The sequence below is a fragment of the Levilactobacillus mulengensis genome, from assembly GCF_003946045.1.
GTDB classification, from domain to species: Bacteria; Bacillota; Bacilli; order Lactobacillales; family Lactobacillaceae; genus Levilactobacillus; species Levilactobacillus mulengensis.
In genome coordinates, this window is the sequence record NZ_RHNW01000006.1 from 151,262 (window position 1) to 176,748 (window position 25,487).

Below are 25,487 nucleotides of genomic sequence, written 5' to 3' on the forward strand. Positions count from 1 at the left end.
GGCAGTGAAAATGGTCCCGCCCAGTCCGTTCCCGGCGGCGGATTCAAGACGGTCTGCTGTGGGGCCGGTTCCAGCCAAAGGACGGGCTTCCACCTCACCTTTGAGCCTGAGGAACGGTCTCAAAGGTTGTCCCGTGCTCTAAACTGAGAAAATCACTCAGTTAAGACCACCGACACAGCTGCCCGTCTTGATCCGCCTCTGGTCACTCACATGGTGCAAGACTTTTCACCGACCGGATGGCTGACACAGTGTTGACCCAATTCGGTCCATTTCGTGTTTTACTGTGGACACATTAATTTAACAAGCCGATTTTCAGACGCCTCCACGTATTTTTGCGTGGAGGTGTTTTTTACTCTAACCCCTCTTCAATGGTAACTATCATGCGATTTTAGAGTCATAACCACTAAATCAATGTTCACCTAACCCTTTTAACCACAACACTGGCTGGAACCGACCCACTGATAATTGATAATTACCAATAAAAATATCAGAAAATCTACACTACTCACCACAACACCGTTTCTATGGGCTAAACAAGTGTCAGCCGCAGGGATGGTGAAAATATACTCAGCCGTGGGAGTTCCCTTAGCGGCTTTGCCGCTTAGGGAACTGCTATCTTTGAGACGCGCTTCTCAGCGGCTCAAAGTAAGTCTGGAGACCGCCCTTTGGCTCCAGACGCGCGCCCACAGCGTCACGGTATATTTTCACCATCCCGGAGGCGCAGTCTAACAACTAATTTAGCCCATAGAAAAAACGTGTCAGCCACTGAAAAGAGTGGTTGGCACGTTCTCGTTAAATCTCTGATTTCTTCAGCAAAGGCCAGTGTTGCATCATCGGCGCTAAGCGAATGTACAACCCCTCAGCCACCTGTAACCACAGGTAAGCCAACAGGACTGCCCCAATCGTATCCGTTGGGAAGTGGGCATTTAAGTAGACCCGTGAGATCATGACCAGCACCATCCATACGATGAGGACGATTCGGAGCAGCCAGGCTTTCCAGGCTGCCATGATCATCGGCATCAGGATGACCCAGATCATCGCAATCAGCAGAAACGTGCCGAACACGTGACCACTAGGGAAACTGTAGCCGTCATCGATAGCCAGATGGGCCGATGGGCGGGCACGTTTGACCAGGCTCTTGACCAGGCTGGCAATGACGTCACCCCCGGCCAGTGTGGCCAGACACCACAGCGCGGGAATCTTAAACTTGAAGCCCCACAGCAGGAATGCCAGGATCAGCACCCAAATAATATCCAGCTTCGGTTCCGCTAGGCTCGTGACTCCCCGATACAGCAGCGTTTTCCACCCCGGTTGGTTCTTCTGAATCACATCGACAATCGATGAATCCAGGAAATCCACGTAGGCGTTTTGCGCCTTTATGTAAACGGCCACGACCAAGAACAGTATGGTGGCAAGCGTAAACTTCCACGGCCGATCGCGGTCCTTATTAAATAGCATCATGATTATTTATTCCTTTCGTCATACCCGATTCTGGGAAAAACCCCTAGCAATGAGTATACCACCCCACACCTAAATTTCTAGGCTTCTCCCCAGTATTAACACTTTTATAAACGCTTGCGGTGCCGCCAGAATCGGCGTTGAATCCGGTTGACCAATTCCGAGAGGAGAAAGCCAAAGGCAATCGCCCCGGAAATCATGACCACCTGGAGTAAAAAGACTAGTGCCGTGGAATTATTGCCCAGCGCAAAATTTTTGATCATTTGATACGCCTGACCTCCAGGCACCAGGGGCACGATGGCCGGGATGTTAAAGAGAATCATCGGCATCTTCTTTAATTTAGCCGCCTGCAGTGAGGCGACCCCAATCGCCACGGCGCCCAGCAGGTTGCCAATCACGTAACCGCCACCCCACAACACGGTGAAGCGGTACAGCACATAGCCCAGCACGCCAATCCAGCCGCCCACGTTGAGCGCGCGCCGGGGAATGTTGATGAGGACGCCAAAGGCAATCGTGGCGACGTAGGTTCCCGCCACTTCGATGATAAATTCTAAGACCGACATGCCGCTTCCTCCTCACTCATAGAAATTGTAAGACCATGGCGATACCAAACCCAATCGCGGCCGCACTCACCAGGGCTTCGACGCCGCGGGCCGGCCCGCTGACTAGGTTACCGGCCAGGATGTCGCGCACCGAGTTGGTGATGGGCACCCCGGGAACCAGGGGCATGACGCTCCCAATGATAATGTCATCGACGCTATTGCCCAATCCTAAATGCACGAACACCACGGCCATCACGCCAATCGCGGCCGCCGCAGTAAATTCGGACAAGAACCGAATCTGAATGAACTTATTCAGCACGTAGTAGACCCACCAGCCCAGCATCCCCACCAAACAGGTGATCCAAAAATCTGGCAAATTGTGCCGAAAGACCACTTCCAGTGGCCCACTGACCATGGCCGCAGCCACCAGCTGAAGCCAAAAGGGAAAGTAGCGGCTGGCACTGTCCAGATGGTCCAACTGGTCGGCAAACTGGCGCAGGTCAATCTTGTGAGCGGCGTACTGCCGCGACAGGTCGTTGACCACGGCAATTTTTTCCAAATCAAAGGTCCGGCGCTTGACGGGCTCAATCTGGGCCCCCACCTCGCCGTTGATGGCCATGAGAATCCCGGTGATCATCACAAATAGCTGACTGGTCTGAGCCCCAGCATTATGGGCGATGCGGGTCATCGTATCCTCGACCCGCTCAATTTCCGAGCCGTTTTCAATCATGATTCTGCCGGCGGTAAGCGCGGTGTGCAAGATTAATTGGTCCCGCTTTTTTTGACTACTCATCCCGGTCCCCTTCTCTTTTTAGACTTTTCGACTATTATACGGCATGGCGCCCGGCTGGGGAAATACACAATTTAACATTTACCAAAAATTTCTAAATCTGGCCAAATAAAAAGTCCGCAACCGAGGTCGCAGACTAACCAAAATTTCTATTTGACGAAAATGTAGTGAGCCGCCTTGTAACTCACGATGAGTTCGGCGTTGTCCGTCAGGTTCTGTACCGTCACGGGACCCTCAAACGGATCGTGCTTCAAGACCTTCAGCTGATCCCCGATATCCAATTTCAGATCACCCAGATAGGTTAACAGATCATGGTTATCAATGAACCGGTCGACCGACACAATTTCTCCGTCGGCGACATCGTTCAACACAGTATGACTATCTTCGTGGTAGTGGCCGTAACGGTCGGGAATCACGCCACCATGCGGACAGTGCGTGGGGTTCCCCAGCATGTCGTCGAGGGCGTTGATCATTTTGGCACTCGTCACGTGTTCCAAAACCTCAGCCTCATCATGCACGTCAGGCAAATCATAGTTCAGCTTCTCGACTAAGAAATCTTCCCAGATTCGGTGCTTACGGACCAAATCTTCCGCCAGTCGAATCCCTTTGTTAGTCAACGAAATCCCGGCGTAGGGCGTATGCTCGGCCAGACCTTCCGCGGCCATCTTGTTGACCATTTCCGTTACGGAACCGGCCGCAATATTCAAGCTAATGGCAATTTGTTTGTTTGAAACCTTTTTCTGTTTGCCACCCAGCTCGAAAATAATTTTTAAATAATCCTCCTTCATCGGAGTCATCACAGTTCACCTCATCTAGATTGTGTCTCATTTATACCGCGAATTTCCCCGAAGTGCAAGGCTAATCGTGCCGCCAGTCGTTCTGATCATAGAAGAGATCTTCGTCCTGGCCCCGTCGGCACTCGGCCTGAATCGTCACGTGGTTCACCCCATACTTGTGACAAAGTAGTGCTTCAATCTGCCGGTAGATGGGTTCAATTTTGCTCAAGGGCAGGTCGTCCATGTTCACGTGGACTGAGAAAACAATGTTGTTCTCATCAATTAACCAGGCGTGAATGTGATGGACCCCTTCGACCTCGGGCAGTTGGCAGAGGTCGTGGGCAATCGCATCGTAATCCAGCTTCGGTGAGGCCTCCATGAGAATGCCAAACGTCTGCTTGATGATGGGCCACGACTCGTACACGATGTACCCGGCCACCAAAATCGTAATCAACGGGTCGACCCAACTGATTTGCCAAACGGTGATCAGCAAGGCCCCCACGATGACCCCCACGGATGCCAAGGCATCACTCAACAGGTGCAGGTACGTCGCCCGAATGTTCAGGTTGTGCTTGGCCCCGTGGTTGAGTAACACCGTGGAAAACAGGTTGGCCAGAAAACTAATGATGGCCACCAGCAACATGATGTCACCCTTGACCGGTTCCGGATGCAGCAAGCGCCGCACGGCCTCACCCGCCAATACCAGGGAAATAATGACCAACACCCCGGCATTTAACAGGGCCGTTAAAATCTCAGCCCGACGGTACCCATACGTGTTGCTCCGGGTCTGCCGGCGTCCCCCAATGCGGTGCGCCGCGTAGCTCAGCACCACGGAGAACGCATCTCCTAAATTATGAAACGCGTCGGACAGCAGCGATAGGCTCCCAGAAAACAGGCCCCCCACCAACTCAAAAATCGTAATGACCACATTTAACACGGTGACCAGTAGGAACCGACCGCCCGACAGACTCTTCTCCAATTTCTCCGCCCCCATTACCTTGCTACTCTCTATTATCGCAGAGTTTAGGGTAATTGAAAAGCCGGTTTTCGGCGAACCTCACGTTTTTGTTGGCGCTCGGGTCTTGTGTCTTGATTTCGCCTCCGGGGTCCGGAAAAATGGGCCGTGACGCTGTGGGCGGCCGGCTGAAGCCTGGGGGCGGTCTTCAACCTTACTTTGAGCCGCCAAGGGCGCGTCTCAAAGAGTCCAGTTATCTAACCGGCAAAGCCGGCAAGACAACTCCCACGGCTTAGCCCATTTTTTCGGACCCCTGCGGCTGAGACTGGTTTAAACCCGTTCGCCAACCCGCTCTTCCCTAGCCTCATCCTAGAACAATCACTTGCGTTGGACCAGACGATACGAAAAAAGGGTCGATTCCGCTGAAAGCGAAACCAACCCTTTACTATAGTAGATTTAAGTTTATTTTGGCGTCAGCAAATGGCACCTAACCCTGTCAGGTCAGTCGTTGTCCTACTTAACCGTTTGGGCCGTTGCCAGATGAGCTGGCTTAGCGTTGACCGTTAACCGTTCGTAGGCAAAATCGGTCGTGCCGGGCATCCCCGCTGCGGCTAAATCAATCGTCCCGGTTTCACTGAAACCGCTCTTCTTGATGATGTGTTGCATCGCCATGTTTTGCGGATGCGTGTCGATTCGGATACTTTCGATAGAAGCAGCGTGATCAATTTGGTCAAATAACCGTTGGAATAATTGTCCGGCCAGACCCCGACCATGATGGTGGCTAGATACTGCTACGCGGTGAATGGCCAAGTATGGGGCTTGCTTGGTCAGCCACTGACCATCGATCTGTTTATAGGTCGGATCCTCCCCGGGAATCAATGCAGCGGTCCCTAAAATTTCGTTGTTTTCTTCCAAAACAACGGTCCAGCCTTGGTGAATGTCATCAACTAAGATTGACGTCGTTGGGTAAGCCCCCTGCCACTGGTCAATTGCTTGGGCAGCGAGTAATTCTCGCCCATCCCGGATAATCGATTCAATTTGTGGTAAGTCGGCCATAGTAGCTTGTCGTAACAGCATGTGTTAACACCATCCTTCTAGTTTTGTTTTAAAGCGATTTTGTAATCTTAACACGTTCGCCAAAGAATACAACAAAATAAATTCGCTTTTTCCAAACATTTTCACTAGAAAGTCATGAAAGCTGACAACCACGCGATTTACGACTGATTTTATTTCTCATTTTACGTTCATTTTCTTAAGCGATTTTCATGCTTTCATAGATATTTCAGCTTCTTAATACTTATGCCGCTGGCGTAACCTTGACCTTTATATAATTGGCATTTGGGGTCACATCCCCATTATCTATGGCAAGCAGACACGCCACAGGACCGGTGGGCGTGTTTCGCCCTAAATCCGTGTCAGCCGTGAGGGCGGGGAAAAAGGTCTCAGCCGTGGGAGTTGTCTTGCCGGCTCTGCCGGTTAGACAACTGGTATCTTTGAGACGTGCCCCTGGCGGCTCAAAGTAAGGCTGAAGACCGCTTCTCAGGCTTCGGCCGTCCGCCCACAGCGTCCCGGACCTTTTTCCCCGCCCGGTAAGGCGAATTTCAACACCAAATTTAGGCCGAAAAAAAAGCCCATCCGAGAACTTTCTAAACTCGGATGAACTCAGCGGGAGCAACGGTAGGCGAGTGAAAAATAAAAAGTGTTATTTTTCATAAAACACGTCGTTTTAGTTTCACGATTGCTTACGCTGACATAGTGCCAACGTAGTCCATGCGCAAGATAAACGCGCTATTACTAATGGTTATTCGCCTGGTTTCACAACACGTCAACAACATGATTGACCACCAATCCAGCCAGAAGATCGATTGGTATCGAAAGTTTTTTCTGCCAACCACCAAATGCTCTCCCGTGTCTTCAGATTACCATTCTTACCGGCGATAAACAATGAAATCGCCCTATTTCGTGCTAGCAATCAGCTTAAATTGCCATTTATCGTCAATTCGTTCAGCAACTAGGTCTTTGCCGGGCTCCGGATCGAAGTTACCTAAATTAATCTCGGTGTGTTCCGGGTCAATGGCCATTGACACGAAACGTCCCTCGAAGAAGGACCGTAGCGTTTCAAAGTAGGCCCCCCGCCGTTGCGCTTGCTTGACAGCCCCGGCTAAGGTATAGCCATCGTCCAGGTAGGTTTTAATCTGTTGAACCTTCAGCACCGTCTTATAGGAAAACTTGCGATTCTTCCCGTCGCTGGAACTCTCGCTGTGAATGTAGCCCTTGCTTTCCCAGTAACGCACCTGACTCTGCGACACCCCGGTTGCCGCGGCCACGTCGCCAATTCCTAAAATCAGTTTTTCAATTGGCATTTTTTTTAATAAATTTGAGACATCTTCGTTCATGTACGTAACGTCCACCCTTCGTCATGGCTTTAAGAGAAATTCAATTATAGGTTAAATGAAAACGGTTGTAAAATTTAATAGTTCTTCTCAGATTGATGTATCCTTTTCTCTAATCAGTATAGATATTTTAAAAAGGATGTCAAGCTAGTTGACAAGGATAGTGAATCTGCGTATAGTTATTGCAGAATTAATTTTAGGAAAAAGAGGGAATTATAATTGGGAAATGCAATTGATACCAACGGAAAGTCCTACAACCGGACGCTCTTAGTCGTCCTGCTGTTGATTGGGACTTTCTGTACGGTACTGAATCAAACTATTTTAAGTACCGCCTACCCAACTCTGATGAAGGCCTTTGATGTTTCGACCTCCACCGTACAATGGTTAACGACCGGTTTCTTACTGGTTAACGGGATCATGATCCCAATTAGTGCGTGGTTACTCACGACGATCAGTTCAAAATGGCTGTACATTGGGGCCATGTCGACTTTCTTAGTCGGCACCATTCTCTGCTGGTCAGCGGTCAGCTTCCCCATGTTGCTGATTGGCCGACTCATCCAAGCTGTTGGAGTCGGGGTTTCCATGCCATTACTGCAAACCTTGATGCTGACCATCTTCCCCGCTAACAAGCGTGGGACTGCCATGGGGCTTGCCGGGATCGTTATCGGCCTGGCACCAGCCATTGGACCGACCTTATCCGGGTGGGTCATTGACAACTGGACTTGGCGTGACCTCTTTGGCATGATCATTCCAATCGTGGCCATCGTTGTTATCGCTAGTTTCTGGATCATGCACAGCGTTCTGGAAACCCACAAGGAACCATTGGATATCTTATCCGTTATCCTATCCACGATTGGTTTCGGGAGTATGCTGTACGGGTTCTCCTCCGTTGGTGACGACGGTTGGGGCAGTGCCATTGTCCTCTCCACGTTAGCCATCGGGTTCATCTTCGTGGGTCTCTTCATCTGGCGTCAATTGACCATGAAGGATCCATTCTTGAACTTCCGGGTTTACAAATCAAAAGAATTCACCATCTCTGCGATTCTGAGTTCCGTGGTCAACATGGCCATGGTCGGCGTCGAAATGGTCATTCCCCTTTACCTTCAAATGGTTAAAGGGATGTCGGCCTTCCATTCTGGGTTGACCTTGTTAGCTGGGGCCCTCATGATGGGGATTATGAGTCCCATTACTGGGCGCGCATTTGACCGTTTCGGTGCTAAGCGCTTAGCCACGATGGGGATGTTCCTCTTAACGATTGGGACCTTACCATTCGTCTGGATCACCAAGGACACGTCAACACTGTACATCGTCTTGCTGTACGCCCTGCGGATGTTTGGGATTGCCATGGTTATGATGCCAACGACCACTGCCGGGATGAACGCCTTACCACTGAACATGATTTCTCATGGGACCGCCGTCAACAACACGCAACGGCAGGTCGCTAGTTCTGTTGGGACCGCCATCCTGATCAGTGTCTTGACCAACGTGACTAAGGGTCAAATGCCAGCCAAGCACGTCTTGACGACTAACCCGTTGAGCTACGCCAATGGCGCCATCAACGCCACCCTGTCCGGTTACCATGCCGCCTTCTGGATTGCCGTTGGCTTCTGTGTGGTCGCCTTGGTCGTTGCCTTCTTCATGAAGGGTAGCAACCACTCCGTCCATTTAGCCGATAAGAATGCGCAACAAGAAAATGCGGAAGCTACCGAAGGAGGTGCCGCCTAATGATTATCTTTTCACTGATTATTTGCGCCGTCCTGTCCTTTGTCTTCTACGTTTACGTTCAGAATCGGTCACTCAGTAATGTTCTGACCGCCGTGGCCGTCATCGGCCTGCTGACTAGCATCTTCTTCATGGTGAAAAATGACCACGACCACTACGGGATGCACCAGGTCACTAAGACCTCGACGCAAAAGATCTACACCGCTTCCCCATCGAAGCAATTACCTATGATGCTGTACCAACCCATTGGCTCGGCCAACAAGCACCAGGTCTACGTTTACAAGACCAGTGTCAATGCCAAGAAGACCAGTCATACGGCTGCTAAGGTCACGACTAAAAACGTGGTCAAGCGCACGACTGGCACCAACCGGATCGTCACGAAAAAGACGTACTGGGAATTCAAGAGTGGCGCCGCCAGCTTCTGGTTTGGACTGTCCGGTAACGGGCACACCTACGTGAAGGAAACCAACACAATCTACATCAACAAGAACTGGACCGTGTTGAGTGCCACCCAGGCTAAGCAATTGCAAAAGATGGCGAAGTCCAAGAGCTTCCAAGCTAAGCAAAAGGCCGCTGCGACGGTTTACGTCAAGAAGGCTGTGATGGCCGCCATGACCAAGAACCCAACCATGTCCGCTGCGCAACAAAAGAAGGTTACGCAACAGGCTGCCGCTGCTTTCCAAGCACAAGCGATGAAGCAGTTGATTGCTCAGATTAAGAAGTAAGCATGATTAAAAGCACGTTCAGTCCAATCCCGTGAGGTTGGTCCGAACGTGCTTTTTTCATCCGCTAATAAAAAGGAATCCGGTGACGTCCGTTCCCGGCGGTGGGTTCAAGGTTGCCTGCTGTGGGACCCGGCTCCAGCCTGAGGAGCGGTCTTCCGCCTCGCCTTGAAGCCTGAAAACCACAGTCTTCAAGGGCGTCCCATGCTCTAACCTGAGAAAAACACTCAGGTAAGACCATCGACACAGCTGTCAACCTTGACCCACCTCTGGTCACTCACCCGGAAGCATTCCCTTTTATTAACGCTAAAAGCCGGTTACTGCTGACTGAATGTCCAGCTACTACAGCTAGGTTTATTTTGCATGGTCTCTCACCAGCGCCTTACCGGGCGGGCAAAATAAACCGTGACGCTGTGGGCGGACGCCTGAAGCCAAAGAGCGGTCTTCAGACTTACTTTGAACCTCTGCGAACCGAGTTTCAAAGATACCAATTATCTAAGTGGTAAAGCCCACCACTAAGATAATTCCCACGGCTGAATTTATTTTGCCCGCCCTCACGGCTCCTATGGTGTGGATTGGCAACGTTGGTCAGTGGAGTGGCTGCAGAACGCTGTCATCTCCATGAAGGTTATGCTAGTTGATGTAATCATTCTTAACTAGAAGTGATAACAGGAACGCCTAAGCTGCTTAATTTAGCTTAGGTGAACAATCAGAAGCAGCTCAAGGTGTTCGAGCTCACAAGACAACCTTGGAACCTCTGATTCAGGTTCCAAGGCGAGACCAGTCATCCCCCTCAGCGTGGGGAGCAAAGAACTACCACCGGGAGCACAGTCAGACACTAGGACGAAAAAAAACGAGCTGCTTTCTTTGCCAGTGTGAGCGACCAGAGGTGGTTTTGCGGACTACGCTGTGTCGATGGCCTTAGCCGGGGTTCCTCACCCGGGTTAGGCCATGGGGCGACCTGGAAAACTCGGGGCTTTCGAGGTTTCCAGGCGAGACGGCGGACCGCTTCTCAGGCCGCGGTCGTCCCCCACAGCGTGGGGAGCAAAGGACCACCGCCGGGAGCGCAGTCAAACACTAAGGCAAAAAGAAAAGCAGCTCACGGGCTGGACCCGCGGAGCTGCTTAGTGGTGCATTTTACCGATTCATTACCTTAATTACTTGCTAGTTCACCTGAGTTAACTGCGTTTGACCCTTGCGGCAACGTGGTAATAACCCGGATAAGTCGTCTAAAGACGTCCCGTTATCCTGAAAACATTGAATCATGTCGATCCAGTACAAATCTGAATCATCGAATTCTGTGACGGAATGTTCCTTCCCTAAAAGTCCATTCTTCACGTAATCCTCAATGCGGCTTGCGTCAACGTGTGCTGACGCTGCCAATTCAGTTAAGTTCATCTTCATCGCCCATACCCTCACTTTCATTCGTTATCAATGAGAGTATCATACAACCACCTTTACCGAAATGCAACCTTTTCAGTTCAAAAAATTTACATGACAATTTTACAGATAAATTACGGGTTTACTCAGCCATAAGTTAGCGCTAAACTTGAAATTAAAAACTAATTAGAGAACAGAAAGGAAGTCTCTTATGAGTCCTTCACTCACCTTTCGGACCGGGGTTCGTGACGTCCTCCCCACCGTCTTTGGCTACATCGGGGTGGGCCTAGCTTTTGGCATTGTCGCCCACACCAGTCACCTGAGTTTATTAGTGGTCGCCGGGCTCTCATTTGTCGTCTACGCCGGCTCCGCGCAATTTATTATCACCAGCATGCTCCTGCTTCATGATCCGCTATCTGCTATTTTTATTTCGACCTTCCTGGTGAACTCGCGAATGATTCTGATGAGTACCAGTTTGGCGCAGTATTTCAAACACGAGTCCCTCACGCGCAACCTCCTGATTGGGACGCTGGTGACCGACGAGACCTTTGCCCTGGCCATGAACAAACAAAATAAGACCAACGGCAAACTCAGCTTCGCCTGGCAATCCGCGGCCAACGTGGTCGCCTACTTGGTCTGGGGCGTGTCGACCGTCGTCGGCGCCATCCTCGGCGGCCTGATTGCGGACCCCACCCGCTTTGGCTTTGATTTCGCCCTGACAGCGATGTTCATCGGTCTGGTCTACTTACAACTGATTAGTGACAAACACCTGGGAATGACCCTGCAATTGAGCGTCATGGTCTTCGTCGCGCTGGCCTATTACTTCCTAATTGGTGTGATGAGTCAAAATTTTGCCCTGCTAGTGGCGACCGTCGCCGGCTGTCTATTTGGAATGGAGTTGAAAAAATGTCGATAAGTCTAACTGAGCTCTGGGTCATCCTGGGTTGTGGGGCCATCACCGTTCTGTCACGGGTGCTCCCCTTCGCCTTTGTCAAATCACTGAACATGCCAGCGTGGCTGATCAGCTTTCTTTCCTTCGTACCCATCACCATCATGACGGCGCTGTGCTGTGAGAGTCTGTTCGTCGCCCACGCCGGGCATTTAGCCACGCTCAACGTTGCCAACTGCCTGGCAGCTATCCCCGCCACCCTGGCCGGTGTGCTGACCAAGAGCCTCCTGATGGTGGTGGTCGTGGGTATCATGGCCATGGCCGTCCTCCGCTACTTCTCTATTGGGTGAAATGGCTGTAGCAAATTGTTCTGGGCCGTTCCCGACGGTGGGTTCAAAGCTGCCTGCTGTGGGGAACGGCTCCAGCCTGAGAAACGGTCTTCCGCCTCGACACAGCTGTCAACTTTGACCCACCTCTGATCACTGACAATCTGTTATACCATTTAAATTGAACGTAATCTGCATCTAACAACTAAACAAGAACGACCACAGTCCTCTGGATATAGAGAATTGTGGTCGTTCTTTTGTATACAATTTATCATCATTGACCGAAAGTCTGAAGCATAAGCCACCCCGTACCTATTGTTTCCAAAATTGTTTTAGGAAGAATACCGAATAACTATAGATAGCCTCCCCACGATCAGTGACTCAGGTATGATGTCTGAGCGACCAGAGGCGGGTCAAGGTGACCAGCTGTGTCGATGGCATTGGCTAGGGTCCTTTCCTAGCCTAGGGCATGGGCCGCCCTTGGAAACTCGTGATTCTCAACGAGGTTTCAAGGCGAACCGGAAGACCGCCCTTTGGCTGGAGGTGGGCCCCACAGCAGGGCACCTTGACCTCCTCAATATTGTAGACACTACTAAATGATCACAACAACCTAGGTATGGTCTAACTCACGTCCGCCGCAGGGATGGTGAAAATGAGCTTAGCCGTGGGACGTCCCTTAACGGTGGGCTTGACCGTTTAGGGACGTGATACTTTTGAGATCCGGGCTACGGGCTCAAAATAAGCCTGGAGACCGCCCTTTGGCTCCGGGCGTTCGCCCACCACGTTCCGGTCTCATTTTCACCGTCCCGGAGGCACTGTTAGCGCCACCCTAATCGTTGTCTGGGAGGACTAGGTTTAAGACGATGCCCAGCACCGCTGCCACTGCCAGCCCCGAAAACTCGTACTGCCCAACCTTCAGGTAGGCATTGCCAATTCCAATGACCAGAATGGCCGAGGCGATCATCAGGTTGCGTTTGCGATTGAAATCGACGTGCTTCTCAATCAGAATGCGCATCCCGCTGGAGGCAATCACCCCAAATAACAGGAAGCTAATCCCACCAATCACGGGGTTCGGGATACTTTCAATCAGTGCGCTCAGCTTGCCGACAAAGCTAAAGATGACGGCAAAGACCGCAGCCCCAATCAGGACGTAGACACTGTGGACCCGCGTGATGGCCAGGACGCCCACGTTTTCCCTGTAAGAGGTCACGGGTGGGCCCCCAACAAAGCTAGCAATGATCGAGGCGAGGCCATCCCCCGCTAACGTATGCTGCAGGCCGGGGTCTTCGAAGAAGTTGCGGTGCGTCAGTTCATTTAGCACGGTAATGTGGCCGATGTGCTCGGTCATGGTCACGAAGGCAATCGGCGCCAGGCTGATCACGGCTCCCCAGTAGAAGTGCAGCGGATAGCTCAGCAGCGGCACCTCAAAGCTAGGTAGCTGGAACCAGGCCGCCTGCATGACCGGTTTGAAATTGACCAAGCCGACCGCCGTCGCAATCAGGTAGCCCGCGATGATGCCCAGTAGAATCGGCACCAGTGACAGGAAGCCGCGTAAGTAGAGGTTGAAGGCAATCGTCAACAGCAGTGTGGCCATTGCCACCGCAAAGTACTGCCAGTGATAGACACCGGCGCTGTCGACCGTCGCCTTCTGGGCGGCGCTGCTAGCTAGCGACAGCCCAATCACCATGACCATCGGCCCGACCACGATTGGCGGTAAGGCCTTGTTGATCCAGTCCGACCCAATCATCGCGACCACCAGGGCCACAATCAGGTAAACGGCCCCGACCGCCAACGTTCCCTGGGCAATGCCGGGATACCCGGTCGTCTTCATCAAGGCCACCATGGGCACGATGAAGGAAAAGCTAGACCCCATGTACGCGGGAATCTTGCCCCGGGTGATCAGGATGTACATCAGCGTCCCAACACCGGAACTAAACAGCGCAATGCCGGGATTTAACCCGACGAGAATCGGGACCAGCACCGTGGACCCAAACATGGAAAATAAATGCTGAAGCGATAAACCCAACCACTGACCCCAACTGGGTCGTTCCCAAATATCAATCAAGGCATCCGGGTTGCGGTAACGCGTTGGTTCTTTCATGCACAAAGACCTCCAGGTTATGAGATAGAAAAAGGGCACATCGCCCCCGTAAGGAAACGATGTGCCCACACTTTTAGCCTAGACTTAGCCCAGCGTCTGCCGGAGCGTGCACCCTTCATTGCCTCACGGGGCAACGTTAAAGGAATAGATTAGTTCTTAGTATAGGGATTCGGTCAAGCCAGGTCAACGCATTGTCTTAACTATCGTTTTTAGCCAATTAAGCGTTGATACCACCGATTGATAAGTCCCAAACCCATTAAGAGTAAAAGGCCAATGACAATCAGCGTGCCATTTGCCAGCCAATCCGTGACGAAACCGAAGACAAAGCTCCCCACGGGCTGGAAGGCATCGATAGCCAGGAAGAGGATGCCAAACATCCGCCCCAAGAATTCCGGTGCGGTTAAATCTTGAGTGATAGTGATGGCCCGAATTTCAAAGCACGAATAGCAAAAGCCGAAGACGCCGCTGACCGCCAGCAGGACCCAGTAGTTGGCCCACATGCCGGCAACCACCAGGGCCACGGCAGCTAACATCAGGTCGAGGTAGTTCTGCTGCCGCTTGGGTGGCCGGTGATCCAGGGTCAACCGGAGCCCGCCCAGGATGCCGCCGACCGCCAAAATCATCAGCAGGTAGCTGTACCGGGCCGAATCGCCTCCGTACAAGTGATTGACGTTGTACGGCAGGACTAACCGGACCGCTGCATAGAGCACGTTAATCAGTCCGCCTAGCACGATGGTCTCCACCAGGCCGGGCCGCTGCCAGACGTAGCGCCAGCCCGTCAACAGGCTTTCGGTCACGCCCAACCGGGAGTCATCCTTGGTTGGCTGACGATAGCGAATGCTGAGGTAAAAGAGAAACGACAGCAGGAATGACGAGCCGTTGAGCACCAGGAATCCCCGTAAGTCGAGCCAGTGCATAGCCAGTAGCGCCCCACCGATCAGTGGCGCACAGATATCGGCCAGATCAATCAGGGTGTTGCTGACGGCGTTGAACCGCTGCCGACCCGCCAAGGTAATCAGTTCCGGAATCATGGCCTTAGCCGCTGGCAAACTAAAGGCGAGCCCCACGTCCAAGATCACGGTCAACGTAATCAGCGGCCCCGCCGTGATGTGCTGGGGATCCAACCACCAGGCACAGGCCAAACAGCCAATCACACTGAGTAATTCCGCACTGACCACGATGCGTTTCCGATTAAAATTATCAACGACTACCCCACAGAGTAAATCGCCGAAAAATAAAACGACCCCACCGATGGCTTGAATAATCCCCAGTAGTGCCGCGTTGCCCGTGGCCTGTACCACGAACCAATTTAAACCGAATAAGTACAGCGTGCTACCTAGTCGCGAGACAAAGGGTGCGAGGAGGAGGGGCAGGTTAAACGCCTTGGTCGTCTGTTCCATGCGACCACCTCCAACTTGTCACGCCAAGACTAATCGACCATCCGCCAGTTACCCTCATCCGCTTTAGAAATGTCATTTAAAAATTTTAAGACGCGTTTGGCCCGGTTGGGTTGCTGTTCGTTCAAGACGTTCAGCCCGGCACCCGTCACCAGGGGTTGGCTCAGCCGGAAATCACCGTCGGCCGTTTCACCGGTCGCAAAGGCCATAACGGTCTCGCCCGATTCAATCTGCGTCGTCAGGAAGAACATGGTAAAGTCATCGTCTTCCTGCATGTAGGCGGGCATCGCCCAGATACCGGGGGCAATTTCTTGCATCTCACCGGTCTCGGTGCCATCCAGGAACTTAAATTCCTTGTGGTTGGCTTGCGTCACGGGCTCCTTCAGCACCAGCATCATCTTAGCGAAATCAGCGTCGCCCATTTGAATATTATCTTTCATGTCAGTCTCCTCAATGCGTCATTTTTTATTTACGTAAGCCCAATTATACCAGCGTCTTTGGTAAAATTAAATCACGTTGTCTTGAGGTGCCCAACTGGAAGACATGGTCGCCAATTTCCTTGAAGCCCATCGCCTCGTAAAACTTTTGGGCCGACGTGTTATTCTCCCAAACACCCAACCAAATGGCGGCTAATTTCAGTGATTGCGCTTTTTCCACGGCGTACTGGTACAGCTGTTTGCCCAGTCCCTGACGTTTGAATTCAGGCAAAATGTAGATTCGTTCAATTTCCAGGTTGCCATCGCCCTGGTCTTCGGACTGTGTGGGACCCCAGTTTAATTTCACGTACCCGGCCACTTGGTCGTTTACCAGGATGAAGAAAAATTGGCTCGTCGGCTGTTGCATTTCCTGTAGGAGCTGAGCTTCGTTGTAGCTGTCGTCCAAATACTTGGCCAAATCTGCCGGCGTGTTCACCGCACCAAACGTATCGGCAAACGTTGCCCGACTAACCGCCTGTAAAGCCTTTACGTCATCTGGGGTACATAATTTAATTTTTCCTGTCATTGTTTTTGCTCCTTTTAATAAGTTCTGGTTTGTCCTTGCTTAACGGCGACCCAATCCTGCGCGACGTTCTCGTCCACGCGTTCCAGATAGCTCGCTAACTGTGCCGCCTCGGCCGGGGTAAATCCCTGGAGGGCGCGACCGTTCGAGTAGTCATTTTCACGTTTGACCAACGGATAGACCTGCTCACCCTGCGCCGTCACGAACAGTCGCTTGATTTTGCGGTTCGTGTCGTCCGGTCGTTTTTCCAAGACACCCGCGGCCGTCAGTTTCTGCACGGCCCTAGCCGCCGTCGTGCGGTCGACTCGTAACAGCTCGGCCAGTCGTTCTAAAATGATGCCGGGATGCTCGGCCACCCGGGCCAGGTAGAGATACTGGCCCTTGGTGAGCTGCACCCGTTGAAATTCATGATTCGCAATGGAATCCAGGGCCCGCGAGATATTGCCCAGCGGTCGTAAAATTTCAGTCAATGCTTCCCCTCCTTAAAAAATCGTTTGCCGCAATCTATTCGTTCCCGGCGGCAGATTCAAGGTTCCCTGCTATGGGGAACGGTGCCAGCCTGAGGAGCGGTCTGCCACCTCGCCTGGAAGCCTAGAAAATCACTAGTCTCCCAGGCCGTCCCGTGCTCTAGACTGAGAAAATCACTCAGTCAAGACCACCGACACAGCAGGGAACCTTGATCCGCCTCTGGTCACTGACATAGATCAGTTTAGTCTCTATCTCACTCATGGCAACATGCCCGAGTGACATAACAACTAACGATGCGATGAAATTAGTTTAAATCAATTATGCTGTATTTGCAACAAAAAGTTTTCAAAAAATTCTGATAACTAAATCCGACTAGTAAATAACTCAACGAGACATACCCGTGACGACTTCTGTCAGCCACTGGTCTGAGAAAATGCAGTCGCCGCAGGAATGACCATAGGTGTGCCAAGGCACCAGCTGTGTCAGTGGAAGCCCGGCCCCCTGGCTGGAACTGGCCCCATAGCAGGATGTTTGGAAGCCACCGCCGGAAACAGCCAGATACGACTTCACCTTTCCAACAACCAAAGTACTCACAACGTCCTATTCTGTAGGACTGAGCTCACGTTGGCCGCCGGGCTAGGAAAATGAGGCAACGTAGTGCAATGTCAGTGACCAGAGGTGGCTCAAAGTTGAGGTGGAAGCCCGCCCCTCAGGCTGGAGCCGGCCCCATAGCAGGGCGTTTTGAAGCCACCGCCGGGAACGAAACACGCCACCACATTGCCATTTTCACGAACTAAAAAGGCCACCCAGCTGGTGCCAGGTGGCCTCACTAAAAATCAATTAGTTTGCGAGACGGACGCGTTCGCCAATCTCTAGTTGCATGTGGTAATACTCATGGTCCCCAATCATCTGCGTCCCGGTGACCTCGTAGCCCATGCGTTCATACAACCGCATGGCCCCGGGGTTCTCGAAGTCGACGTTTAAGCCGATTACCGATTGCCGGTCTCGTTGGGCATAAACGGGTAAGGCCCGCAACAACTGGCGGCCAATCCCCTTGCCCTGATGGTCCGGTGAGACGGCGAGTGAATCCAAGTACCATTCACCCGCTTCGGTCTCTGAGTCTAAATCAAATGGTTCGTCGAAAGCGGCACTGTTAGCTGCCAGGCGAGTCATCACGTCATCTACAACGTCTTCTTTTTCGCCCGGATAGCCAAATGCTACCCCAACTACTTGGCCATTGGCCTCGGCCACCACCGTGGTTGCCGCACCGGACAAGTAAGTCCGCGTACGGTACGCCGCCGTGATGACCTTCAGTAAATCGGGGCCTGGAACGTCTTCCAGGTCGGTCAAAGCCATTTCGTCGTAGATCAAGTTCATCAGCGGTGCTATTTGAGGCGCATCCACTGGTCGAGCTTCACGAATTATCACAAAAAATCCTCCATTTCTAGTTCTCTCACTAGCCTACCGGAGCCCCGCGCCTTTGTCAACGAATTTGCTAAGGGGTTAAATGGCTGACGGGGATTTATGTAAATTTCCGTCCTGGCTTCCTCCGGCTCCGATTGTCCATGAATGCCTCAACAGTTCATCCCCAGCTGCACCAGAAATGCTGAGACTATTTTCCAATATTCCATGACCACGTCAACTAATAGTCACCCCCACCTATTCTGCAGGACCGAACTCACGTTAGCCGCCGGGCCAGGAAAATGAGGCAACATAGTGCAATGTCAGTGACCAGAGGTGGCTCAAAATGCCCAGCTGTGTCGGTGGTCTTGGCTGAGGTCCTTTCTCAGCCTAGCCCACGGGACAACCTTTGAGACCGCACCTCAGGCTCAAAGTTGAGGTGGAAGCCCGCCCTTCGGCTGGAACCGGCCCCATAGCAGGGCGTTTTGAAGCCACCGCCGGGAACGAATGGCCACAACCATACCTTCCCATCAAATACAATACAAACACCCTATTCCGTGGGACCGAACTCATGATAGTCGCAGAGCTGGGGAAATCGCGCCAGTCGTGGGAGTGACCAGAGGCGAGCCAAGGTGACCAGCTGTGTCGATGGTCTTAGCTGAGCGATTTTCTCAGCTTAGCCCATGGGACAACCTTTGAGACCGCTTCTCAGGCTCAAAGTTGAGGTGGAAGCCCGCCCTTCGGCTGGAACCGGCCCCACAGCAGAGCACCTTGAGCGCGCCGGCGGGAACGGACGCGACTAGGCACGATTTTACCCAGCCCGCCAGTGCAAACCCAGAGTTCGACTCCACAGAAATAGGCCCAACGGTTAGCGCGAACGCTGACCGTCAGGCCTATCAAAAAAAGAATTCACTTAATGGGCAACGCGCCCGGCGACTCGTTGGCCGAAGAATAAGCCAACAATAAATAAGAGACTAGCGGTGATCCACTTGCTCATGGTGAGACTCCCTTCGTTCTGCCGCATCAGGGGTGGCCTTAGCCTCCCGCAATTCGGCTAGTTCTTGACGAATTTCACCTAAAATTTCTAACTGAAACCGTTCGATCTCCATGGTGTGTGGGACCTGGTTCTGCGCCAAGTGATCGACCTTAGCGTGAAGTAACCGCAGTTCGTGCTCGGACTTGAGGTTCACGTGATAGTCGTTTTCGGCCATCATCCGGTCCCGGTCTGCGGAGCGGTTCTGGCTCATCATGATGATGGGCGCCTGAATCGCTGCGACACAGCTCAAGACTAAATTTAACAGAATGAAGGGGTAGTTGTCAAAGTTCGCCCCAAAGACGTGCAGGCCATTAACGACCATCCAGCCAATCAGTACGAACATGAAAACCAGGATAAAGCCCCATGAGCCCCCGAACCGGGCAACGTCATCGGACACCTTCTGGCCAAATGTGAGACTTTCCTTCAGGCTGTCGTTTACGTCGATGATATCGTAATCGTCGCTCTGCAGCGCCTTGGTCAATTTGTGATTAATCTTTTGCGTCTGCTTCAAATCGGCGTTGATCATCGCGTCCACGTGGTCTAACCGATATTTTAATAAATGATGCCCGCAAATGTAATCGGTCGGCTTGCTTTGGGGGTAGTCGCGCTTGATGCGATTCCGTAGCCCCGTGTCTAGTTCCGCCAGCTGCAGGCTGGTCTCCAGCGAAATGGGGGCCCCATCGACTAAGCAGGTTAATTCGTCCGCCTCTGTCATTGTTTCGTCACTCCTCAGATAATTGTTGAATCAGGACTTGCCAGTCAGCGGGTGGCTCACTGGTAAAGGCCCGGTCTTCCCCGGTAAAGGGATCCGTAAATGTCAACGTGTGGGCGTGCAGCGCCTGTCGTGTCATCCCCGCTAATTGCGGGCCGCCGTACAGCTCATCCCCGACTAAGGGATGGTCCAGCGAGGCAAAATGGGCGCGAATCTGGTGCGTCCGCCCCGTATGTAATTTCACCCGAACCAACGTGGCATTTGGAAACCGCTTTTCGACCCAGTACTCCGTCTTCGCGGGCTTGCCGTCCGGGGAGACCATTTGGTTGTAGCCGGTCGGGTCGCTGGCTAACGGCGCATCAATGATGCCGTGGTCGTCAGGCAATTGACCACTGACCACCGCCAGATAGCGTTTATCCACCTGATGGGCCGCCTGTAGCTGACTCGCCAGACTATTAGCCAAGCGATGCCGCGCGACCCAGACTACCCCACTCGTGAAGCGGTCCAGCCGCGTCAAAATGTGGGGGACCTGGTTTTCCGCGTCCTCGGCCAGCCAGTAACCCTTGATGCGGTTGACCAGCGTATCCGTGCGGTTAGCGGGCCCCGGTACCACGTTGAGGCCAGCGGGCTTGTCCACGACCAACCAGTCACGGTTTTCAAATAGCACCGTAATGGGCGTCGAACTCGTCGCCACGGCATCGTCCGCAACCTCGGCGGGCAAGCCAACCGTGACGGTATCCCCCACGTTCAGCGCAACGGCCGGTGTGACCACGTGGCCGTTGACGCGGATGGTCCCCGCCCGCTTCAGGTCGCTGAAGACCCGGTGGCTGACCCCCTGATTATTTAAAAAACGTTTCAAACTAGTGACGGGCGTCGTCACCTGCCAGCTCAACTCCATGTTGGCCCTCCCTTTCTACTCATCGACTAGCTCAATCATCCAGTCGAGGGCATCATTGTGTTCATTTAAACGTTCCGGATGTTCTTCAAGTGCCTGGTTAATGGCCTGAATGCGACCGGCAAAGGGCGACCGCAACGTCAGGTCTTCCCGCTCACCGTGAACCACCATAAATGGCGTGCCCAACTTGATGCGCCCAGCCGTCACCAGCCAGGAGATCCGTGTGACGGCGCCAACCAGCTCGCGACCATCGTCAGCAAATCCCAAGCGAAGGCGCCCCTCTTCATCGGGCGTTAACCACAGGGCATCCGCACTTGCTTCAATTCGATCAATCATTGTTGTCACCCCTTACATTTATTTTTTGTGCTGTTCATCGTTGCCAGTCCCCCTACCCAAGTGACCCGGCCACCGTAGTAAAAACTTAACCAACCACTTTCAGCTAAACCAGCGCTGGTCGTCGTTAGGGGGTGAAACCTTTCAGGTTGGGCTAGTCACCGAATAATCAGGGACTAACGGCCACCTGTAATTACGTCCCATTTTACCATAGCCCCGGAAATCCCGGGAACCATTTCCCCCTTTCTCGGGAAAACTCTGTATAATGGGGGCATAAAGGGGGAGATTTTATGATGACTGCCAATTTACTAACCGGTGGCTTGATTCTCATTACCGGGATTGCACTCATTATTTTTCTAGTAGCAAAATTAATTCCACGCACGAACCACGACCACGACACCGCTGTTTTATTGGGGATATTCTTGGTGATTGGGATTGCATTGGTCGGCATGGGTGGCTTCATCGGTATGGGCGGCTGGAGTAGCGCCATGATGGGCCACTGGGGCAGCGTGATGGGCTGCTGGCGTTAAGTTAAATTACCTATGTCAAAAGAGAGAACGGCAATTGCGCTGTTCTCTCTTTTTATGTGGTGATTAATTTATATGGCAGTTAGTTAGTCGAGTTGCTTAATCACGCGCGCTGGATTACCGCCGAGGACCACGTCAGAGCAGATAATGATGCCCCCATCACCTACCCGCACATCGTCACCTGTTACGCCAAACATTTTCTTAATCAATCTTTATTCCACTCAGGGTATTTTCCCCTAGTACATTAAAAACTTCGACCTTATCATGAACACCGCCCCGTTCTGCTACTAGCTCCTCATCGTAATCCTTGCAGAGTTCACCCATGATTATTCTTTCTTTTCACTCTTACCGTACTAGGCACTCCAGTTCTTACAAGTATTCTGTGTTTGATAAATTTTTCGTACTCATTTGGAAAATTTGCGGGGAAATTCCGATTAGTTTAAGAACTCCAATCCAGACTGTGCATATCCGCTATAATCTTTGAATCTTAGTGCTTGTTAAGGTTCAGCATAAATTGATAATACATCCTAATTATTTTATGTTTTCAATCTCTTTCAAATTAGGGTATAACAGAACATGAGGCCGCAAAAGTGACTACCGCTGTGAGCTTTAAGTTCCTTTCAAATTAGGGTATAACAGAACTATTCAAGATGCTAAGTGGGGCAGTGACCGGCTTTAAGTTCCTTTCAAATTAGGGTATAACAGAACGCGGATGATGGGTATGAAGTTATCTATCAGGCTTTAAGTTCCTTTCAAATTAGGGTATAACAGAACTGTAATTGTGAGGCATGCTAGGATCAACCTGCTTTAAGTTCCTTTCAAATTAGGGTATAACAGAACCTTGTTAATGAGTAATGGTTATTATGCCAGCTTTAAGTTCCTTTCAAATTAGGGTATAACAGAACTTATCGGAGCCTTTGAATGAACCTGAAGTTAGCTTTAAGTTCCTTTCAAATTAGGGTATAACAGAACGATGATTTTTTTCAATCATTGTGAGCAGCGGCTTTAAGTTCCTTTCAAATTAGGGTATAACAGAACGGTGAATACGAGTTCATTGGTCAATATGAGGCTTTAAGTTCCTTTCAAATTAGGGTATAACAGAACGGGGAAGCCGTGCAGACCAGTGCAATCTGGGCTTTAAGTTCCTTTCAAATTAGGGTATAACAGAACTAGCTTTGATTTTCAAGTGACTTGATAGCCGCTTTAAGTTCCTTTCAAATTAGGGTATAACAGAACTAGGCATTGACCTAGGCGAGTGCTATAGCCGCTTTAAGTTCCTTTCAAATTAGGGTATAACAGAACTTCGGCCAATTGCTTTGGAACATCATAACCGCTTTAAGTTCCTTTCAAATTAGGGTATAACAGAACAAACCAGTGCTCTTTAGCCCGCGAAAAGTGCTTTAAGTTCCTTTCAAATTAGGGTATAACAGAACGTCAGAAAACCTAAAAAGTTAAACATTTTAGCTTTAAGTTCCTTTCAAATTAGGGTATAACAGAACTACCTCGCGACCCCAACCGGCTACTACGTCGCTTTAAGTTCCTTTCAAATTAGGGTATAACAGAACAATGAATTTTGATTAAGGTGTCATCGCCAAGCTTTAAGTTCCTTTCAAATTAGGGTATAACAGAACTGGGAGCGCGTCGGGGAAATAGTGTAGCGCGCTTTAAGTTCCTTTCAAATTAGGGTATAACAGAACCGTTGCCCCAAGCGATGCAGGACCGCTATGGCTTTAAGTTCCTTTCAAATTAGGGTATAACAGAACACCAGCGCGCTCTAAGCCAAGCCGAAACCCGCTTTAAGTTCCTTTCAAATTAGGGTATAACAGAACTCAAAAATAAGTTGCTGTTCCGGGTTATCTGCTTTAAGTTCCTTTCAAATTAGGGTATAACAGAACAACAGGTTGACACCATCAGTGACCAAAACGGCTTTAAGTTCCTTTCAAATTAGGGTATAACAGAACGGTACCTCAGAAAACACCACATCAAGTACTGCTTTAAGTTCCTTTCAAATTAGGGTATAACAGAACATTTCACACGTTGAGACGCTCAACAACAGTATTTGTCGACCTTTTTCCAAGCACAGAAAGTGACAACGATGTGTGATTCTAAATAAATAAGCCATTGCTGGTTTGAAAACTGCCAGTGATTGCTTATTTATTTTAAATTATTCATAAGATAGTCAAGTCTGAATTTGAAATTTCTTTTTCCTGCTCTGACACGGCGCCAACCATAATTCGCATACTACTAAATTGCTTCTCAGTTAATGTTAGCATACGAACCTGCCCGGCCATAGGGATAAAGTCCGCAACACGTTGTTCGTATTTTTTAGCCATATCTGTCCCGTTAACTAAACGGTAATAGACAGATAATTGCATCATAACAAAACCGGAATTTAGTAGATTTTTCCTGAATTTTTGGGCAGCACGCCTATTAGCCTTAGTCTTAGTGGGTAAATCGAACATTACAATTATTCTCATGAATCTTCTATTCCTCATTCTTATGGACCTGTAGAGTTACTACTTTTGGTAGTAATAAGGGCGTAATTTTTTGACTTTCACAGGCATTCCAAAGTGATTCAACTACTAAGTGGATTGCATACTGGACGCTTTGACATTGATTATTGATTAAAACTTCGTAGCTTAGAATTCGTAAAAGTTGCGCCTTGTTTTCAGAACTGAGCATCTCATTAGATTGTGCCGAAAGCTGACTAAAAACATAGAGTTCAACTACCGGACGAAATGGTTCAATTAGATCATCTGCTAGATTAAAGGGATTTTGCAGATTATGATGATTGAATGCCAATGCTGGCTCAAACCCAAACTGAACTAATTCACGAGCAATGCAACTTCGTAGAATGGAAAAACCGTAATTTAGTGCGCCATTGGTTAAATTACCAAGTCGTCGATTGAACTCTTGGCCACCAATAGTTGTGAAGTATATTTTAGCGGCAACACCTTCACGAGCACTTTCGTCTCCATCAAGAACAGCATCTGCCAGTTTATTTAGTACTGTTGCCGGACCACCTGTCAATAATTGAACGACCGTCCCCTGATTATGAATTTTCTGTTTAATAACCTTTCTGGTCAATCGATCCTTAAAACGTTTGGTCAGAGCAAGCTGTAGATTGAGCGTTTTTAGATGTTGGTAGTAGCCACCTATACCTAAAGGGAGTAACGTACCTGAAGGAAGATGTTGAGAATCACAAGTAATGACCGTTATTCCATGTTCAGCCAACTCACTTAAAGCAGCAGTTGAAATTTTAGAGTCAAGGCTCTCTATAAGAAGGCTTTGAATGTCATCAAAGGGAAAATGATACTTTGACCCATTTGTTGCAACTTCCAACTGATAATGATCTAAAGATATCGTCGCCGGATTCTTTAAATAGACATTTCTAAACATCCTATATTCACTCCTAATTAAAAGTCGAACGGTGTTCATGCTTAATTGGATAGAAATTACCCAAGTAGTCAATCTGAAAACGGGTAATACTGATTATCTTGTTGAGCACAATCGGTTTTATTTTGAAGTCTCCATTAATCGACTGAAATGCCACTTGCTTTTTAGAAATACCGAAACCGTCAAAGTAACGTAAGCACCAAATAACTGACCGTCTATGATTGGCGGCAAATCCACGATATGATAACCTCATCAAATAAATTGGTGAG

General features: G+C 50.5%; 25 protein-coding genes, 1 pseudogene and 1 CRISPR repeat array. Of the genes and pseudogenes, 5 read left to right on the forward strand and 21 right to left on the reverse strand.

Going from position 1 to position 25,487, the window contains the following annotated elements:
• Positions 1–792: 792 nt before the first annotated feature.
• The 7 genes from EKM84_RS07650 to EKM84_RS07680 form a co-directional block, all read right to left on the reverse strand.
• Positions 793–1,461 carry a phosphatase PAP2 family protein gene (locus EKM84_RS07650; RefSeq protein ID WP_125765171.1) on the reverse strand — a complete coding sequence of 223 codons (669 nt, stop codon included), beginning with the start codon at positions 1,459–1,461 and terminating at the stop codon, positions 793–795.
• 104 nt (positions 1,462–1,565) lie between these two features.
• Positions 1,566–2,021 carry a threonine/serine exporter family protein gene (locus tag EKM84_RS07655; RefSeq protein WP_125765172.1) on the reverse strand — a complete coding sequence of 152 codons (456 nt, stop codon included), beginning with the start codon at positions 2,019–2,021 and terminating at the stop codon, positions 1,566–1,568.
• 16 nt (positions 2,022–2,037) lie between these two features.
• Complete coding sequence (locus tag EKM84_RS07660) at positions 2,038–2,793, reverse strand: threonine/serine exporter family protein (RefSeq protein ID WP_125765173.1); 756 nt, start codon at positions 2,791–2,793, stop codon at positions 2,038–2,040.
• Between the two features lie 146 nt (positions 2,794–2,939).
• The gene (locus EKM84_RS07665; RefSeq protein WP_125765174.1) at positions 2,940–3,587 is read right to left on the reverse strand and encodes a metal-dependent transcriptional regulator; all 648 of its coding nucleotides are present in this window, start codon (positions 3,585–3,587) and stop codon (positions 2,940–2,942) included.
• A gap of 61 nt (positions 3,588–3,648) precedes the next feature.
• Complete coding sequence (locus EKM84_RS07670) at positions 3,649–4,545, reverse strand: cation diffusion facilitator family transporter (protein ID WP_125765175.1); 897 nt, start codon at positions 4,543–4,545, stop codon at positions 3,649–3,651.
• Positions 4,546–5,034: 489 nt separating this feature from the next.
• On the reverse strand, positions 5,035–5,598 hold the full coding sequence (locus EKM84_RS07675; protein WP_125765176.1) for a GNAT family N-acetyltransferase: 564 nt from the start codon (positions 5,596–5,598) through the stop codon (positions 5,035–5,037).
• An 878-nt stretch (positions 5,599–6,476) separates the two neighbouring features.
• Entirely contained in the window at positions 6,477–6,917 is a 441-nt protein-coding gene (locus tag EKM84_RS07680; protein WP_125765177.1) for a MerR family transcriptional regulator, read from the reverse strand.
• Between the two features lie 216 nt (positions 6,918–7,133).
• Between EKM84_RS07680 and EKM84_RS07685 the strand changes: the two genes are divergently transcribed.
• On the forward strand, positions 7,134–8,639 hold the full coding sequence (locus EKM84_RS07685) for an MDR family MFS transporter (RefSeq protein WP_125765178.1): 1,506 nt from the start codon (positions 7,134–7,136) through the stop codon (positions 8,637–8,639).
• The gene (locus EKM84_RS07690) at positions 8,639–9,361 is read left to right on the forward strand and encodes a DUF4811 domain-containing protein (RefSeq protein WP_125765179.1); all 723 of its coding nucleotides are present in this window, start codon (positions 8,639–8,641) and stop codon (positions 9,359–9,361) included. The genes EKM84_RS07685 and EKM84_RS07690 overlap by 1 nt, the downstream gene beginning before the upstream one ends.
• Positions 9,362–10,522: 1,161 nt before the next feature.
• Here the strand turns inward: EKM84_RS07690 and EKM84_RS07695 are convergent.
• Positions 10,523–10,762, reverse strand: a complete 240-nt coding sequence (locus tag EKM84_RS07695; protein ID WP_125765197.1) for a MerR family transcriptional regulator — start codon at positions 10,760–10,762, stop codon at positions 10,523–10,525.
• Between the two features lie 187 nt (positions 10,763–10,949).
• On the opposite strand from EKM84_RS07695, the gene EKM84_RS07700 reads away from it, so the two are divergent.
• Both EKM84_RS07700 and EKM84_RS07705 read left to right on the forward strand, forming a co-directional pair.
• Complete coding sequence (locus EKM84_RS07700) at positions 10,950–11,654, forward strand: AzlC family ABC transporter permease (protein WP_125765180.1); 705 nt, start codon at positions 10,950–10,952, stop codon at positions 11,652–11,654.
• Entirely contained in the window at positions 11,645–11,977 is a 333-nt protein-coding gene (locus EKM84_RS07705; protein ID WP_125765181.1) for an AzlD domain-containing protein, read from the forward strand. The genes EKM84_RS07700 and EKM84_RS07705 overlap by 10 nt, the downstream gene beginning before the upstream one ends.
• An 805-nt stretch (positions 11,978–12,782) precedes the next feature.
• On the opposite strand, the gene EKM84_RS07710 is transcribed toward EKM84_RS07705, so the two are convergent.
• The 9 genes from EKM84_RS07710 to EKM84_RS07750 form a co-directional block, all read right to left on the reverse strand.
• Positions 12,783–14,054 (reverse strand): uracil-xanthine permease family protein, encoded by a 1,272-nt coding sequence (locus EKM84_RS07710; RefSeq protein WP_125765182.1) that lies wholly within the window; start codon positions 14,052–14,054, stop codon positions 12,783–12,785.
• 209 nt (positions 14,055–14,263) lie between these two features.
• Entirely contained in the window at positions 14,264–15,454 is a 1,191-nt protein-coding gene (locus tag EKM84_RS07715) for an MFS transporter (protein ID WP_125765183.1), read from the reverse strand.
• 29 nt (positions 15,455–15,483) lie between these two features.
• A complete protein-coding gene (locus EKM84_RS07720) occupies positions 15,484–15,891 on the reverse strand; it encodes a hypothetical protein (RefSeq protein WP_125765184.1) in 408 nt (135 codons plus the stop codon).
• A 43-nt stretch (positions 15,892–15,934) separates the two neighbouring features.
• Entirely contained in the window at positions 15,935–16,453 is a 519-nt protein-coding gene (locus EKM84_RS07725) for a GNAT family N-acetyltransferase (RefSeq protein WP_125765185.1), read from the reverse strand.
• Between the two features lie 14 nt (positions 16,454–16,467).
• On the reverse strand, positions 16,468–16,920 hold the full coding sequence (locus EKM84_RS07730; protein ID WP_125765186.1) for a MarR family winged helix-turn-helix transcriptional regulator: 453 nt from the start codon (positions 16,918–16,920) through the stop codon (positions 16,468–16,470).
• Between the two features lie 838 nt (positions 16,921–17,758).
• The gene (locus tag EKM84_RS07735) at positions 17,759–18,346 is read right to left on the reverse strand and encodes a GNAT family N-acetyltransferase (protein WP_125765187.1); all 588 of its coding nucleotides are present in this window, start codon (positions 18,344–18,346) and stop codon (positions 17,759–17,761) included.
• A 947-nt stretch (positions 18,347–19,293) separates the two neighbouring features.
• On the reverse strand, positions 19,294–20,070 hold the full coding sequence (locus EKM84_RS07740; protein ID WP_125765188.1) for a DUF1003 domain-containing protein: 777 nt from the start codon (positions 20,068–20,070) through the stop codon (positions 19,294–19,296).
• A gap of 7 nt (positions 20,071–20,077) precedes the next feature.
• Positions 20,078–20,965 carry an RluA family pseudouridine synthase gene (locus EKM84_RS07745; protein ID WP_125765189.1) on the reverse strand — a complete coding sequence of 296 codons (888 nt, stop codon included), beginning with the start codon at positions 20,963–20,965 and terminating at the stop codon, positions 20,078–20,080.
• A gap of 15 nt (positions 20,966–20,980) precedes the next feature.
• On the reverse strand, positions 20,981–21,298 hold the full coding sequence (locus EKM84_RS07750; RefSeq protein WP_125765190.1) for a glycine cleavage system H protein (lipoate-binding): 318 nt from the start codon (positions 21,296–21,298) through the stop codon (positions 20,981–20,983).
• Positions 21,299–21,585: 287 nt separating this feature from the next.
• Between EKM84_RS07750 and EKM84_RS07755 the strand changes: the two genes are divergently transcribed.
• Complete coding sequence (locus tag EKM84_RS07755; protein WP_125765191.1) at positions 21,586–21,825, forward strand: Sec-independent protein translocase family protein; 240 nt, start codon at positions 21,586–21,588, stop codon at positions 21,823–21,825.
• An 83-nt stretch (positions 21,826–21,908) separates the two neighbouring features.
• On the opposite strand, the pseudogene EKM84_RS14425 reads toward EKM84_RS07755, so the two are convergent.
• The 4 genes and pseudogenes from EKM84_RS14425 to EKM84_RS14325 all read right to left on the reverse strand — a co-directional run.
• Positions 21,909–22,013: pseudogene (locus EKM84_RS14425) on the reverse strand (sugar O-acetyltransferase); the annotation flags it as partial.
• Positions 22,014–22,362: 349 nt separating this feature from the next.
• Positions 22,363–23,849: direct repeats of the CRISPR family, unit length 36 nt; unit sequence GCTTTAAGTTCCTTTCAAATTAGGGTATAACAGAAC.
• 141 nt (positions 23,850–23,990) lie between these two features.
• Positions 23,991–24,299 (reverse strand): CRISPR-associated endonuclease Cas2, encoded by a 309-nt coding sequence (gene cas2, locus EKM84_RS07760; RefSeq protein ID WP_225418169.1) that lies wholly within the window; start codon positions 24,297–24,299, stop codon positions 23,991–23,993.
• A gap of 7 nt (positions 24,300–24,306) precedes the next feature.
• Complete coding sequence (gene cas1, locus EKM84_RS07765; protein WP_164511355.1) at positions 24,307–25,221, reverse strand: type II CRISPR-associated endonuclease Cas1; 915 nt, start codon at positions 25,219–25,221, stop codon at positions 24,307–24,309.
• Positions 25,222–25,234: 13 nt separating this feature from the next.
• Positions 25,235–25,487, reverse strand: a 253-nt coding sequence (locus EKM84_RS14325; RefSeq protein ID WP_225418170.1) for a hypothetical protein, incomplete at its 5' end; no start/stop codon positions are given.

Excerpts from the sequence above, each read along its gene's own strand:
- EKM84_RS07725 (WP_125765185.1), bottom strand. The coding sequence starts at position 16,453 with ATGACAGGAAAAATTAAATTATGTACCCCAGATGACGTAAAGGCTTTA.
- EKM84_RS07755 (WP_125765191.1), top strand. The coding sequence starts at position 21,586 with ATGATGACTGCCAATTTACTAACCGGTGGCTTGATTCTCATTACCGGG.
- EKM84_RS07715 (WP_125765183.1), bottom strand. The coding sequence starts at position 15,454 with ATGGAACAGACGACCAAGGCGTTTAACCTGCCCCTCCTCCTCGCACCC.
- EKM84_RS07675 (WP_125765176.1), bottom strand. The coding sequence starts at position 5,598 with ATGCTGTTACGACAAGCTACTATGGCCGACTTACCACAAATTGAATCG.
- EKM84_RS07665 (WP_125765174.1), bottom strand. The coding sequence starts at position 3,587 with ATGACTCCGATGAAGGAGGATTATTTAAAAATTATTTTCGAGCTGGGT.
- EKM84_RS07650 (WP_125765171.1), bottom strand. The coding sequence starts at position 1,461 with ATGATGCTATTTAATAAGGACCGCGATCGGCCGTGGAAGTTTACGCTT.
- EKM84_RS07700 (WP_125765180.1), top strand. The coding sequence starts at position 10,950 with ATGAGTCCTTCACTCACCTTTCGGACCGGGGTTCGTGACGTCCTCCCC.
- EKM84_RS07740 (WP_125765188.1), bottom strand. The coding sequence starts at position 20,070 with ATGACAGAGGCGGACGAATTAACCTGCTTAGTCGATGGGGCCCCCATT.
- EKM84_RS07655 (WP_125765172.1), bottom strand. The coding sequence starts at position 2,021 with ATGTCGGTCTTAGAATTTATCATCGAAGTGGCGGGAACCTACGTCGCC.
- EKM84_RS07710 (WP_125765182.1), bottom strand. The coding sequence starts at position 14,054 with ATGAAAGAACCAACGCGTTACCGCAACCCGGATGCCTTGATTGATATT.
- EKM84_RS07745 (WP_125765189.1), bottom strand. The coding sequence starts at position 20,965 with ATGGAGTTGAGCTGGCAGGTGACGACGCCCGTCACTAGTTTGAAACGT.
- EKM84_RS07720 (WP_125765184.1), bottom strand. The coding sequence starts at position 15,891 with ATGAAAGATAATATTCAAATGGGCGACGCTGATTTCGCTAAGATGATG.
- EKM84_RS07695 (WP_125765197.1), bottom strand. The coding sequence starts at position 10,762 with ATGAAGATGAACTTAACTGAATTGGCAGCGTCAGCACACGTTGACGCA.
- cas1 (WP_164511355.1), bottom strand. The coding sequence starts at position 25,221 with ATGTTTAGAAATGTCTATTTAAAGAATCCGGCGACGATATCTTTAGAT.
- EKM84_RS07705 (WP_125765181.1), top strand. The coding sequence starts at position 11,645 with ATGTCGATAAGTCTAACTGAGCTCTGGGTCATCCTGGGTTGTGGGGCC.
- EKM84_RS07750 (WP_125765190.1), bottom strand. The coding sequence starts at position 21,298 with ATGATTGATCGAATTGAAGCAAGTGCGGATGCCCTGTGGTTAACGCCC.
- cas2 (WP_225418169.1), bottom strand. The coding sequence starts at position 24,299 with ATGAGAATAATTGTAATGTTCGATTTACCCACTAAGACTAAGGCTAAT.
- EKM84_RS07660 (WP_125765173.1), bottom strand. The coding sequence starts at position 2,793 with ATGAGTAGTCAAAAAAAGCGGGACCAATTAATCTTGCACACCGCGCTT.
- EKM84_RS07680 (WP_125765177.1), bottom strand. The coding sequence starts at position 6,917 with ATGAACGAAGATGTCTCAAATTTATTAAAAAAAATGCCAATTGAAAAA.
- EKM84_RS07690 (WP_125765179.1), top strand. The coding sequence starts at position 8,639 with ATGATTATCTTTTCACTGATTATTTGCGCCGTCCTGTCCTTTGTCTTC.